Raw genomic sequence first — 13,476 nt, forward strand, 5'->3', positions numbered from 1 at the left:
AATCTGTCGGGCCCATCAGCCAAGTTCAGCATTGGCGACAGCCAGTCTGACTGTTCTATCGGCCATCATCCTTATCGCGGAACCTGGAAAGATGGATACCGGGTCCCGGGCCGATTGGGAAACCATGCTCAGTAGTTCTGATGGACCTGGAAGCCGTGGCTGCGCAAGGTGTCCAGAATCTGGGTGATGTGATCGGGGCCGTTGGTCTCCACAGTTACCTCCAAGAGCACGCCGTTGTCATAGTGGCCAGAGGATTTGAACTGGTCGTGGTTGAGCTCGATCACATTGGCACGCAGGTCAGCCAGGACCGTGGCCACCTTGACCAGCTGGCCGGGAACATCGGGCAGCTCCACACCGAACTGCATGATGCGCCCGCGGGAGATCATCCCCCGCTGGATGACTGCACCCATGGTGACCGTGTCGATGTTGCCGCCCGAGATGATGGGGACGATCACATGCGGGCCCGGAGCCGACCGGAAGACATCGGACTGCAGATCCAGCTGGCTCAGGGCTGCCAGAGAGACGGCGCCAGCCGCTTCTACCACCAGCTTGTGCTTCTCCAGCATGAACAGGATCATCTCGGAGATGTCGCTTTCGGTCACCTGGACCAGATCATCCATATAACGGCTGAGCAGAGCATAGTTCAGATCCCCGGGACGTCTGACGGCTACGCCCTCGGCAGCCGTACGCATCTGATCTGCTGCGACCACATGACCAGCCGTCAGGGATTCACGCCAGGCTGGAGATCCTACAGGGGTGGCTCCGACGACTCTGACCTCTGGCCTAAAGGTCTTTACGGCGAGCGCTACGCCGGCGCCCAGCCCGCCGCCACCCAGAGGAACCACGATATCGGTGACATCGGGCACATCCTGAAGAATCTCCATGGCAATGGTCCCCTGACCGCAGATGACTTCGTAGTCATCAAAGGGCGGGACAAAGGTCATGCCACGATCATGTGCTAACTCTAGGGCATAGTCAGAGCTTTCATCGAAAACCTCACCCTGCAGCACGACCTCAGCTCCATAGGCCCGGGTGGCATCGACCTTGAGGGGCGGAGTGATTCTGGGCATGACAATGGTGGCTTTTGCGCCTCGGCTGCGGGCCGCAAAAGCCACCCCCTGAGCATGATTGCCAGCGGAGGCGGTGACGATACCGCGGTCCAGCTCGTCCTGGTTCAGCGAGGCCACCTTGTTGTAAGCTCCGCGGATCTTGAAGGATCCGGTCAGTTGCAGATTCTCCGGCTTGAGCAGAACGCGATGGCCTATCCGAGCACCCAGGTCATCGGATTGTTCGATAAGGGTGTGGCGGGCCACCCCTTCCAGACGGCGCGCGGCGTTGCGCAGATCAGCGGCATGATCGGCCTCGAGACAGGCAGTGATTGTTGACTTATCCATGCTCCAAGTATGGTCCGCCAGACCCGAAAGATGGGGCCATTCGTCAGCATGGTGGACACCCGAACACAACGGAAATCAAAATATGCAAGCAACCCGATGTTTGGGAGCCCGAAGACCAGACAGGTATGAGAACCGTCCTGAAACAACCGGGCCGATAACCAGGCAAGCAACAGACGAATCAGTATGCCGATACAGCCAAGCCGAACAAGACAAGTCAGCAGGATAAACGAAAATTCCCCTGCAGTCGATAGCTGCCGACAGTCCTCGCCAGTCGTCAAGGACAAACAAGGCGGCAACGGAATGGCAAGCAACGGGCACGGCCAACCGCCCATAATCATCCGTCCATGATCGCCACAGACTGCCAGCGGTGGGCGACGATTGCCACCAGCCCGCCCGTGAACTTGACGGGCTTCACGAGCAGTCACCGGCAGGGTAAGCGATTGCCTGCCTTACTTGTCCCTGCCCTGCTTGTCGTCAGTGAACTGGGCATGCGCCTCGTCGACCACGGTATGGTCATCGCGGAAGTCGTGGGAGGCTACGGGCTCATGAGAGTCACGGGCCACGCCGGCGCCCAGGTCGGCCAGCAGCAAAGTGACCGCGGTCGGGTCATTGACGCGCAGTCGAGCCTTGGTCTGCCCTGGCCCTACCTTGATGGTCCAGCCCTTATCGGGCATGACGGCGAACATGGTCTCATCCGTCTCATCGTCGCCCAGAGCCATCATGAAGTCGTAATCATCGCTGTTGACGAAGGGCAGGATGGCCTGACCCTTGCTGGTGGCCACAGGGGTGACCTCAACGACCTTGGAGTTCTCCATGATCATCAGTCCCAGACCGACCACAACGCCGCGCAGACGATGGAGCAGATCCTGACGCTCCTGTTCGGCCACTTGGGCATCGCTCATCCGGTAGTGCCAGGCCACCGCATCGGACTTGCTCTCCACGAAGGAGCGAGGGACCCTGGTGGCCGACTCATCCATGATGGGCCGGATCACCTTCTGCCAGGTGTCGGAGTCAGGCAGGCCTTGCGCCCGCTGCCACTCGTCCGAGTTGCTGCCAGGCAGGTTGCGGTTCCAGGCGCCGTGCTCAGCGATCAGCCCCACCGGCAGGTCGCCGAACCAATCCTGCATGATCTGATGGCTGCGGCCGGAGACCAGCAGGAAGTCCACATCGGGATTGCTCCCCACCTGGGTCAGCAGACGGCGGAGGGACTGGGTGGGCTTGGCCCGCTCAGGACGACGAACCAACGGGGTCAGCGTCCCGTCATAGTCACACAGGACCAGACGACGATGTGCCCCGTCCCACTGACGAACGATGGCGTTGTGGTGATCCATACGCAGCCTCCTATCTGTCATGCCCGGAGCGGACACCTGCCGCAGGGAGTCAAGGAAGGAGGTGCACCAGTTGGCTGCAGTGCGCACCTTGAGCCGGGCCTGCATACGGATGTTGCGCCGTTTGGACTCCTCGGGGGTGATCTCCAGAGCGTTGTGCAGGGCCTCGCAGACCATGTCGATGTCGTAGGGATTGACGATGAAGGCATCGGTCAGCTCGTCGGCCGCCCCGCACATATCCGACAGGACCAGGGTGCCGTCGCGCCCGTCATGGCAGGCCAGATACTCCTTGGCCACCAGGTTCATCCCATCGCGCAGGGGGGTGACCAGGGCCACGTCGCCGGCCGTGTAGATGCCGCAGACCGGCTTGATGGACAGGGAGCGGGTGATGTAATGGATAGGGGTCCAAGCCAGCAGGGAGTACCGGCCGTTGATCTCGCCCACCAGCTGGTCCACCTGGGCCTTGAGCCGTTGATAGGACTCGACGACCTCCCGCGAGGGGGTGGCCAGCAGGTAGTAGGTGACATGGCCCACCCACTCGGGGTACCTGTCCAGCATGCGGCCGAAGGCCTGAAGCCGCTCAGGCAGACCCTTGGTGTAGTCCAGCCGGTCCACCGAAACGATGACCTTGTTGGATCGACTGCCCACTGAGGAGGCCGCCTGCTTGGCCAGCGTGGACTCAGGGATGTCCTCCTTCATGTAGTGGCTCCACCAGTTGGCGTCCGAAGCCGCAGCTTCGTTGGCCGCCACGCCCTCGGCAGTCACCGAGGTGCGGTAGCGATGCCGCGGTGACTTGCCGCAGACCTCGTCTATCCCTCGACGCATGGCCCGAGCCAGGCTGGAGTGGGCGGTCCGCCGGTAGAGGTTGTAGTCGATGCCGATGGGGAAAGCATCGATGGCTGCGCGGTGGCCATCAGGCATCTCGACCACACCATCCCGGTTGACCGGCAGTTCGGGCAGCAGCCTGTGCAGCGAGGCCAGGAAACTGGCGGAGAAGTCCACTGTATGGAAGCCGATCAGGTTGGCGCCCAAGACGCCTTCCAGGATCTCGCGGCTCCAAGGCAGAGAGCGGAAGATCTCGGCACTGGGGAAGGGCACGTGCAGGAACCAACCAATTGAGGCATCAGGATAGCGTTCGCGCAGCATCTTGGGTAGGAGCATCAGGTGATAGTCCTGAATCCATATAGTGTCGCCCTTGCGGATGAGCGGCTCCACCACCTGTGCGAAACGCATGTTGACCTTGCGGTACATCTCCCAGTCCTCCTGGCGGAAGACGGCCTCATGCGAAAAGTCATGGAAGAGCGGCCAGAGGGTGTTGTTGGAGAACCCGGCGTAGTATCCGTTCAGCTCTTCCTTGCTCAGGAAGATAGGGATGCACCGGCTCTCCCGGTAGGCCTGACGGATGCGGGCCAGTTCCTTTTCCGAGTACTTCTGCGGATCGATGCCGCTCCAGCCTATCCAGAGGCTGTCCTTATGGGAACGGTGGTAGGGGCCGATAGCCGTGGCCAGTCCCCCCACGTTCTGGTGCAAGGTGTAGGAGCCGTCTTCCTGTGCCTGCAACGACATGGGCAAACGATTGGAGACAATGATCAGACGAGACATGCAACCCGCTTTCTTTTCCCGTCCGCGCCGGAATCGTCGGGATTGACCACGGCGCGGACCCATCGCCCCGGGACCTGGGGACCCAACCGGTCCGCATAGGCCCATCGGAGCATCGCTGACTTCCACTCTAGCCGTGAACGGGCGCCGGCGGCCGGGTTTTCCTCAGAGTCGGTAAACGAAACCCTCCCATGGGGAGAGGCGACCGGTCAATAGAGAGCTGGCAGTTTGCTCTGGTCGGTAGGTGGATATGAGGATCCGGTCGGGATCTACTGCACCAAGGGCCATAGAAGTAAATCCTGTCTGGTCCAGGCCCAGAAGCGCTGCGGTCTGCGGCGGCAATGAGGCCGGGCGGCTGCTCAGATTGACCACAACCAGCAGGCGCTGGCAGGGCAGGGCATCCAGAACGCTGGCTGCCTCGGGTCCCGACTTGGGTTCCGGCGTCTGATCCAGGGAACGGGTAAATGAATAGATCTGGTCCGCATCCGGGTCCAGAAGTGTGAAATCGCCGGCCGCCACGACCGGATTGGTGTGACGCAGGCGGATCAGCTCACGGTAGAAGGCCAGGACCGAATCCGGGTCGCGCAGCTCAGCCTTGGCGTTGACCTTGTCCCGGTTGGGGTTGACGGCAAGCCAGGGCTCCTTGGGCGCATAAGAGGCCGTAAAACCGGCAAACTTGGTGGAATCCCACTGCATGGGGGTGCGGGCGTTGTCGCGGCTCATATAGGCCAGGGCGGCCATCATGGACTCCGGATCCTGCTCATGCGCCTGATCCACCCGCTGATGGTAGAGGTTGATGGATTCCAGATCCTGGTACTGACCCAGGCTGGTGAAGCCGGCGTTGGTCATGCCCAGCTCCTCGCCCTGATAAATGTATGGGGTCCCCCGGTGCATGTGCAGGAGGAGCCCTAGGGCCTTGGCCGAACGCGAGCGCAGCTCCTCGCTGGAGGTGTCGCCCCAACGGGAGACGATCCTGGGCTGGTCGTGGTTGTCGAAGTAGAGGCTGGCCCATCCAGCCTTGGCCACAGCCTGCTGTTGCTCGTCCATGACCGCCTTGAGCCGGGAGACCTGGAAGGGGCGGATGTCCCACTTGCTGTCCCCGGTGTCAACCTCAGTCTGAGTGAAGAGGAAGAGCATGTCCAGCTCATGGTTGGCCGGGTCGGTGATCTGCCCGCTGCGGGCAGGAGCCAGGCTGGGAGCCTCTCCGACTGTCAGGTAGCCCTGCCGACCTTGGAAGACCTCGCTGCGCATCTGTCTGAGGAATTCATCCAGCCTGGGGCCGTCCACGCAGAAGGGCACCGAGGACGAGTACCCCTCGGGTCCCACAGGACCGTCAGCAATGCCCGATCCGTCCTCGCCGGGCAAGCGGCCCTCGGAGTCGACGGTCTTGGAGATCATGACGATCACATCCATGCGGAATCCGTCGATGCCCCGATCCATCCACCAGTTCATCATGTCGAAGACGGCCTGCCGGACCTGGGGGTTCTCCCAGTTGAGGTCGGGCTGCTTCTTGGAAAACAGGTGCAGGTAGTATTCGCCGCGCTGCGGATCGTACTGCCAGGCGGAACCTCCGAAGTAGGACCCCCATTGGTTGGGCTCTGCGCCAGGAGCCCCCGGTTCGTGACCGACCTTGGCAGGACGCCACCAGTACCAGTCGGCGTGCGGGTCATCCTTGTTGCGGGAGGCCTGGAACCAAGCGTGCTCATCCGAAGTGTGATTGACCACCAGGTCCATGACCACTCTGATCCCCCGCCGGTGGGCCTGGTCCAGGAGCTCGTCCATATCGTCCATGGTGCCGAAGATGGGGTCGATGTCCCGGTAATCGGCAATGTCGTAGCCGTTGTCGTCCTGGGGGGACTTGTAGACCGGACTCAGCCAGATCACGTCCACGCCCAGGTCGGCCAAGTAGTCCAGCCGCTGAGTGATGCCAGGCAGGTCGCCATAGCCGTCACCGTTGGTGTCCTGAAAGGACCGCGGATAGATCTGGTAGACCACCGCGTTGGCCCACCAGGGATTGGGGGTGGCTCCGTTGGTCCGCACCCGGTCGGGCAGCTGCATGCGTTCTTCCTGGGTCATGGTCCTCCTCCCGGAAGTTGGATTCCTGGGACTTCGTTGTGCTGTGACCTCCACTATAGGCTGCTCTGACTGCCTGTTCTGACGGGGCTACTTGACAGCTCCTCTCATAACGCCGCTGATGACCCACTTCTGCGCAAATAGGTAGACGATCAGTATGGGCGCCAGGGCCATCAGGTAGCTAGAGAAGGCCATCGGATAGTTGGTAGCGAACTGGGAGCTGAAGACATACTGCGCCAGAGGGATGGTCTGGCTGGTCTGATCCGTTAGGACGATCAGCGGCATGAGGAAATCGTTCCAGGCCCAGAGAGCCGTGGTGATGGCGATGGTCGCATTGATTGGACCCATCAGAGGGAAGATGATGGTCCAGAATATTCTCCAAGTGCCTGCTCCGTCCAGGCGGGCGGCCTCCTCAAGCGCGGTAGGGATGGATCGGATGAACCCCGTGGCGATGAAGAGGTTGGTGCCCAGGCCCAACACCACATAGAGCAGGATCAGACCGGGCACGTTGTCCAGGTGCCAGCTGCCGAACTGCTTGGCGATGGGAAGCATGACCACGGGGAAGGGGACGAACATGGCCGCGATGAAGAAGTAGTAGAGGAAGCGGAAGAAGCGCTTGTCCATATTTCTGGCTACGGCATAGGCCACGAAGGTGTTGGTCAGCAGGGTGAGTGCCACTGCGCAGACCGTGACGATGGCCGAATTCAGCGCGGCCTTGGGATAGTTGACCTTGTTCCAGGCATCGGCGAAATTGTGCCACTGCCAGGAAGAGGGCAGACTGAAGGTTCCGGCTTCCGCAGGGGTCTTCAGAGCCGTGACCACGGTGAAGTAGAGCGGCACAAGAATCGTCAGGGAGAGGACAGCCACGGTGGCCGTCAGCCACCAGTTGACCCTTTTGAGGCGCGATCCCGGGAATCCCCGATGCCGCCTTCCCCCTCTTCCTGCTGATTGTGCCGGTGTCTGAGGCTGCATAAGCGCTGTCTGTGCCATATCAGATCTTCTCCCCTCTTCTGGAAATGCCCAGCTGGATGAACGCAATCACGGCCAGGACGATGAAGAACATGACCGCGTTGGCTGTCTGGTAGGCGTACTCGCCTCCGGTAAGGCCGCCCTTGTAGATGAGGTAGGTGACTGTTTCCGTCCTGGAATCAGGTCCTCCTGCAGTCAGGGCCACCACCTGATCGAAGGTGTTGAAGGCATTCTTCAGAGTCAACACCAGATTGATGGTGAAGAACGGGCCAATCAAGGGGAAGGTGACCCTCCAGAATTTCTGCCACTCGTTGGCGCCATCGATGGATGCGGCCTCATAGACCTCCGAGTCGATGGTCTGCAGACCAGCCAGATATATCAGGGTTGAATAAGCCACCGCCTGCCAGACCGAGAGGAAGACGATGGGGATCCATGCATAGTGCTCGCTGGTCAGCAGGGACTGGGAGAGCCAGCCGATGCCCAGGGCCTTGCCTAGAGCCGGCAGGGGCGTCATGAAGAGGTATTTGAAGACATAGCCAATGACCAGGACCGAGAGCGTGTAGGGGATGAAATAGATGACCCGGAACCCGTTCTTGAAAGCGATCTTTCCATTCAGCGCCACCGAGATGAACAGGGCGATGAAGTTGACCAGCAGGGTAATCAGGATGGCGATCAGCAGAGTGAATAGGTAAGCGTGGCCCACGCGGCCGTCACGGAAGAGGGCACCGTAATTCTTGAAGCCGATCCATGAGAAGCGCCCGTATCCTTGGGAATTCGTAAAGGAGTAGGCCACACCCTGGAGGAAGGGCACATAGAGGAAGAGCGCGAAAATCAGGGCGGCGGGGACCGCCATCCAGTAGAAGGCGCGGTCCACCTTGCGATTGGAGAACTTTGAAAGCCGCTTTCTGGCCTTGGCTGTTGCGTCAGCAGTATGGATGCCGACGACCTTGGATTGTGCCATCTCTGAATCCCGACCTTTCATCATTGAAAGTTCCTTGCCTGGACCTTGTCCCATTCGTTCTGCATGGAACCGATGAAGCCATCCACATCCCCCTTGGTGACCATGGTCTGCAGGTAGCCGCCGATATTGATGGAAGAGGGGATGTAATGGTCGCAGAAGTCAGCCAAGCGGTTCTGTTGGAAGAAGGGAAGAACCCCGTTCAGGGCCGGATCGCCTGCCTCCACCTTTCTGGTCGGCGTGAAGGCCGTTTGGGCCTTTGCATACGTGCGCAGCTGCTGGGGCTGCATCAGATAACGGACCAGCCGCATGGCCTCCTTGGGATGCCTGGTGTTGGCGCCCATGGTCAGCATGACGTCGTTGCCAGCCGTCAGTATCTGCCGGGAGCGGGAATCATTGGCCGGCATCTGGGCGAAACCGAGGTCCGCATCCGGATCGATCATCCTGATTTGCGGTATGGCGTATGTTCCCAGGGGAAGGATCGCCACCTTACCCTTGGCCATATTTTGGGTGCCCTGCTGGTAGGTAACGCCCTTGTCGCCAGCGGAATGGCTGAAGAGCTCGACCTCTCGCCGAGCCGGCTGTGTCCATAGGGTTTTGAAATCGGTTTTCCCGGCCAGAAGATCCCTGTACCTACTCTCGGGGACCAAGGTCCCCGCCAGAGATGCCAAGGGGGCCTGAGCGGTCCAGGAATCGGAGAGAGTGCCCTGCACAGGTTCGATGCCCTGATTCTTGAACCTGTGCATGACGGCCGTGAACTCCGACCAGGTGCGCGGCGGATTGTCGGGATCGACCCCTGCCTTTCGCCAAAGCGTCTTGTTATATATGTAGCCGCTGGCGTTACCGGCAAAGGGCAGACCATACAGGCGCTTGGCCGAAGGATCCTTGGTCTGGACCAAATTCCTGGCTATCGACACCATGCCCGGATTGAGCTCCTTGACCAGGGGATCGTCAGTAAAATCATGGAAGACCCCGGATGCCGCAAACATGCCGAAGCTGATATCGCCGTTGAAAGTGATGACGTCGGGCACCCGGTTTTTAACCAGCCGAGTGCGCAGATCAGTCTGGGCGTCGGCCGAATTGTTGATGTTCACCCTGATGTCAGGGTTCTGCTTCTCAAACTGTGCCACCATGGCCTTGAACTGTTCTGCAGCCTCGAACTTGAACTGGAAGAAGTCCAGAGTAACCACGCCTGAATCCGCAGAACCACAGCCCGCCATGGCCACAATGGTCAACAGGGCGAGGAGCGATGCCGCTCCGTTCCGAACCCAGGCCGATATTCGATCAAGCCCGGATATGCGCACAAGAATCCCTCCGGTTCCTTTTCTATTATCGATACCCTTCATATCCGGCTCCTTTACCATCCGCATGGGCAACAATGACCTAGATGATTCCGAGGTTCAGATTAGGGGACCGGGATATTTCATTCCCAGCTCCGGCGAGTTCCTTTCATTAGGAAAGTAATTAGGATAGGCTGTTCAGCATATGGTGTTCGTCCGCGATCAGCAGGCCTATTTTCCGGAAGGAGGCACCATGGTCGGCATAGACAACCAGATATCCAACCCTCACGAGAATGCTGGCTGCTCAGGAGAAGCACAACCGTTCCCGGCCTGGTTCACGGCCTCCAAGTACACCCACCGCATCGCTGTTGAGATCCTCCAGCACGGCCCGATCTCCCGAGTATCTCTGGCGCGGCGATTCAATCTGACCCAGGGTGCTGTGTCACGCATCACCAATGACCTGGCCCATCGCGGGGTCATCAGGGAAGCAGGCACGCTGCCGCAGGCAGACAAGGACCCGGGAAGCGAGAATGGCGGCAACCATAGCTCCAATAGCGTAGGCAGACCGCAGCAGGCCCTAGTCGTTCGTCGGGAAGCTAAGACCTTTATCGGCATCAATCTTCACGGTGGCACCGCCATGGCCACGGCGACGGACCTGGCCTGCCGCCCCGTCGGCCGGTCCCACAGTCATCACATTCGACAACGAAGCCCAGGCCAGGTCGTGAGGATGCTGTCAAACCTTACTCAGGATTGCATGCGCGAGATCAGCCAGGCCGGACTTCCCAGCCCCTCCGGCCTTGCCATCTCCCTGGGCGGTCGGGCGGAGCGAGACAGGATCGTCACCTACGCCCCCTTCCTGCATTGGAGCGAACCCGTTGATCTTGCCACTCAGATGGAGAAAACATGTAATCTGCCTTGTCTGGTCTTCAACGATCTCGATGCCCTGGCCCTTTACGAAGGATGGTTTGGCGACGGCATCGGGCTGGATCGGTTCGCGCTGATCACCATGGGATCCGGCATCGGTTATGCCTTAAGCGAGCACAGTATGCCCGTCTCCTCGCCGGATGAAGGTTTTGGGCTGATCGGCCATCAGCTGGTGGATCCGGACGGGCCTGTCTGCTATCTGGGTCATCGCGGCTGCGCCCAGTGCCTGACTACAGGATCCCTGGCTGAACAATACTCGCATGCCATCGGGCAGGCCGCCACCCTTGACAAGTTGATCAAAGACCTGGAGGAGGACATGCCGCAGGCCGAAACCCTGCTCAATCTGACCGGTTATCGGCTAGGGGTGCTGATCGCCCTGGTGGCCAACGCGGCCTTGCCCGACAAGGTCCTGGTAAGCGGCGAGACTTCCTATTTGATGAAAAGGTGCATCGAATCCGTCCGCAAGGGCATAGCTTCATTCCGTCACAGCCAGATGGTCGAGGTCCCCGTGAGGATCATTGGCGGCGACTGGCTCCGGTGGGCCCAAGCACCGGCGGCCAGAGCAATCGCCCGGTACCTGCAAGGTCCCGAAGAAGCTGATAAGCCCATATGAATCGGGAAACGGCTAGACGGATTCAGATACGGCTCGCTTCAAAGATCAGCGCCTCAGCAGGGTGAATGACCGGCGGCCGGATTCCCTGTTCGCCCAAGGCCGCACCCGGAAGAACCACGCCTTGAGGACGCCACCAGGTCAGAGGACTCTGTCCGCTGCCGACCCGGTCCAGGTCACGGCAGATGTCCAAGGGCCTAATCCGGTAATCAGCCTTGGGGTCCAGGCCGGGAAGCACCAGGGGCTGCGGAGGGTAATTGACCGAAGAGGCCAGCTGGGTGAAGCGATAGAGCGCCTGGGAGCCGTCATCAGAGACTACGCCGTCCAAGCGGACCGCCGGATCGGGTGCATCGCCATGAACCACATGGCCTGTGTGCAGCATAGGCCGCCACTGCTTATAAACATCGATCCAGCGCCCCAGCTCATTCAGCTGATCCTGGGGCACGGTCAGCAGATTCCATTCCACGCCCATATGGCCGAAGAAGGCCATGGCTGCACGCAGACCGAGTGAGGTGGCACGACCGGTTGAATGAGCCGGGGAATCGCCCACATGCTCCCCCATCATCTCCGGCGGCACCAGCAGGGATGTGTACCGTTGGATGTCGGCCCGCTCGACCGGGTCCACGCAGTCCGAGACCCAAACCCTGTCGGCATATTCCAATACGCCCAAATCGATGCGCGCGCCCCCGGAAGCGCAGGATTCGATCTCCAGACCGGGATGTCTGGTTTTCAGATCGCGCATGATTGTGTATACCGCTTCAGTCTGCGCATGCACAGCCGGACGTCCCGACCTGGGAGAGCAGGCCTCGGTCACATAGCGATTATGATCCCATTTGATGTAGTCGATGCTCATAAGCGCAATCAACGAGTCCATAGCGTCGAACACATGGGCATAGGCATCGGGATTGGTCAGATCCATGACCTGCTGGTTACGGCCTTCGAGCGGCAGCCGGGAAAGCCCTGGGGACATGACCCAGTCAGGATGATCACGAAAGACACTTGAGCCTGGACTGATCATTTCGGGTTCGAACCAGAGGCCGAATTCCATTCCCAACTGATGCACCTTGGCGGCCAGAGCTTCCAGGCTCTTAGGACCCTCGGGCCATACCTGCCGATCTATGGACCAATCCCCCAGCCCGGACTCATCCGAACGCCTGTTCTGGAACCACCCGTCATCAACGACAAAACGTTCCACACCTATACGGGCCGCCTGGTCGGCCAAGGCGGCCAGCTTGTCATAGGACTGGTCGAAGTAAACCGCCTCCCAGGTGTTCAGGGTGACGGGCCTGGGACGTGATGCAAAACCAGGATGCAGGGACCGTAGGAAAGCATGATACCTGTGGGCCGCCTGGTCCAGACCTTTGCCCCGGGAACCATAGAGCCAGGGCGTGGAATACGCCGGCTGGTCGGGATTACTGCCAGCAGGAGGAAGCGTGATCTCTCCGGCCATCAGAATCTCGCCGCCGCCCAGCAATGCAGGAGCTGAGGGAATCCGCTCGGCGCTGAGCAGACCATTGCCGCTCCAGCCCAGGTGGACCGCGTATACCTCATCATGCTCGAATCCAAACCCAGGTCGACCCGCGCACATGATCAGAGAGGAATCAAAATCCGGTCGGCCCACCAGGCTTGGGCGCTCCAGACGGCCTACTGTCAACGGCTGGCGTTGCGGGCTGCGTTCGCGCAGGTGGTGACCGGTAGTGGTCAGAATCTCGGTTGCTCCAGCCGGCAAGGGAAAAGCCAGCTCCAAACCGTTGACATCCAGATCTCTCACCGTATCCAAGTTGAACAGTTCCGCACGTTGCCGAACAAGACCGGACGACAGCACCTGGCAACGCCAGGTCAGCCCCACACGCTGGCCCCGGTCGCAGGCCCGAACCGTCAGCGTCGGAACAGCGGAATCGTCAGATCGGACCGGGTCTGTACCAAGATCAACTGATTCCACCTGAAAACGGCAAAAAACCTCAACGCCGCCACGGCAGATGCGCAGTCGGCGCTGTCCGGTCCAAGCCTCGGACTGGGTCGGAAGAACGCTGGGCCAGGCCGTAAGGTCCAGTCCCCCTGAGACCTGCTGTGGAGCCAGAGCGTCGTAGGAGCCCAGAAAAGCCTGCGGATCGGCCACTGGATCGCCCCAGTGAACTATCCTCGGCAGACCCTTCCCCGGGAAGAGGACGGCAAGAGACAGCCCAGACTGCTCCATGTAAACCAACCTGAGGGAAACCCCCAGATTCGATTCCCTCTGATAGGAACCCATCCTCGGGACGCCGCGATGATCCTCCATGACACCTCCGCCATAAGCCCGGCGATATCATCCCGCACCTTATAGGCCGGTCGCCGACACTGA

8 protein-coding genes are annotated in these 13,476 nt (G+C 60.4%); 1 reads left to right on the plus strand and 7 read right to left on the minus strand.

Annotated features, from left to right (window positions below; all coding sequences use genetic code 11):
- Positions 1-128 precede the first annotated feature (128 nt).
- From ilvA to ACGG9J_RS04280, 6 genes are all read right to left on the minus strand, one after another.
- Complete coding sequence (ilvA, locus tag ACGG9J_RS04255) at positions 129-1,394, minus strand: threonine ammonia-lyase (protein ID WP_390133922.1); 1,266 nt, start codon at positions 1,392-1,394, stop codon at positions 129-131.
- A gap of 449 nt (positions 1,395-1,843) precedes the next feature.
- Entirely contained in the window at positions 1,844-4,324 is a 2,481-nt protein-coding gene (gene otsB, locus ACGG9J_RS04260) for a trehalose-phosphatase (protein ID WP_390133924.1), read from the minus strand.
- A 162-nt stretch (positions 4,325-4,486) separates the two neighbouring features.
- Positions 4,487-6,397 carry a glycoside hydrolase family 13 protein gene (locus ACGG9J_RS04265; RefSeq protein WP_390133926.1) on the minus strand — a complete coding sequence of 637 codons (1,911 nt, stop codon included), beginning with the start codon at positions 6,395-6,397 and terminating at the stop codon, positions 4,487-4,489.
- Between the two features lie 87 nt (positions 6,398-6,484).
- Positions 6,485-7,384 (minus strand): carbohydrate ABC transporter permease, encoded by a 900-nt coding sequence (locus tag ACGG9J_RS04270; protein WP_229281726.1) that lies wholly within the window; start codon positions 7,382-7,384, stop codon positions 6,485-6,487.
- A gap of 1 nt (position 7,385) precedes the next feature.
- The gene (locus ACGG9J_RS04275) at positions 7,386-8,324 is read right to left on the minus strand and encodes a carbohydrate ABC transporter permease (protein WP_390135307.1); all 939 of its coding nucleotides are present in this window, start codon (positions 8,322-8,324) and stop codon (positions 7,386-7,388) included.
- 20 nt (positions 8,325-8,344) lie between these two features.
- Positions 8,345-9,541, minus strand: a complete 1,197-nt coding sequence (locus ACGG9J_RS04280; RefSeq protein ID WP_390135308.1) for an ABC transporter substrate-binding protein — start codon at positions 9,539-9,541, stop codon at positions 8,345-8,347.
- A gap of 313 nt (positions 9,542-9,854) precedes the next feature.
- Between ACGG9J_RS04280 and ACGG9J_RS04285 the strand changes: the two genes are divergently transcribed.
- Positions 9,855-11,138 (plus strand): ROK family protein, encoded by a 1,284-nt coding sequence (locus tag ACGG9J_RS04285; RefSeq protein WP_390133928.1) that lies wholly within the window; start codon positions 9,855-9,857, stop codon positions 11,136-11,138.
- A gap of 22 nt (positions 11,139-11,160) precedes the next feature.
- On the opposite strand, the gene ACGG9J_RS04290 is transcribed toward ACGG9J_RS04285, so the two are convergent.
- A complete protein-coding gene (locus ACGG9J_RS04290; protein WP_408069110.1) occupies positions 11,161-13,386 on the minus strand; it encodes an alpha-galactosidase in 2,226 nt (741 codons plus the stop codon).
- Positions 13,387-13,476 lie beyond the last annotated feature (90 nt).

The organism is Bifidobacterium apicola, from assembly GCF_042846865.1.
GTDB classification, from domain to species: Bacteria; Actinomycetota; Actinomycetes; order Actinomycetales; family Bifidobacteriaceae; genus Bombiscardovia; species Bombiscardovia apicola.

Coding starts and splice junctions, on each gene's coding strand:
- ilvA (WP_390133922.1), bottom strand. CDS start 1,394: ATGGATAAGTCAACAATCACTGCCTGTCTCGAGGCCGATCATGCCGCT.
- otsB (WP_390133924.1), bottom strand. CDS start 4,324: ATGTCTCGTCTGATCATTGTCTCCAATCGTTTGCCCATGTCGTTGCAG.
- ACGG9J_RS04265 (WP_390133926.1), bottom strand. CDS start 6,397: ATGACCCAGGAAGAACGCATGCAGCTGCCCGACCGGGTGCGGACCAAC.
- ACGG9J_RS04270 (WP_229281726.1), bottom strand. CDS start 7,384: ATGGCACAGACAGCGCTTATGCAGCCTCAGACACCGGCACAATCAGCA.
- ACGG9J_RS04275 (WP_390135307.1), bottom strand. CDS start 8,324: ATGGCACAATCCAAGGTCGTCGGCATCCATACTGCTGACGCAACAGCC.
- ACGG9J_RS04280 (WP_390135308.1), bottom strand. CDS start 9,541: ATGGCGGGCTGTGGTTCTGCGGATTCAGGCGTGGTTACTCTGGACTTC.
- ACGG9J_RS04285 (WP_390133928.1), top strand. CDS start 9,855: ATGGTCGGCATAGACAACCAGATATCCAACCCTCACGAGAATGCTGGC.
- ACGG9J_RS04290 (WP_408069110.1), bottom strand. CDS start 13,386: ATGGGTTCCTATCAGAGGGAATCGAATCTGGGGGTTTCCCTCAGGTTG.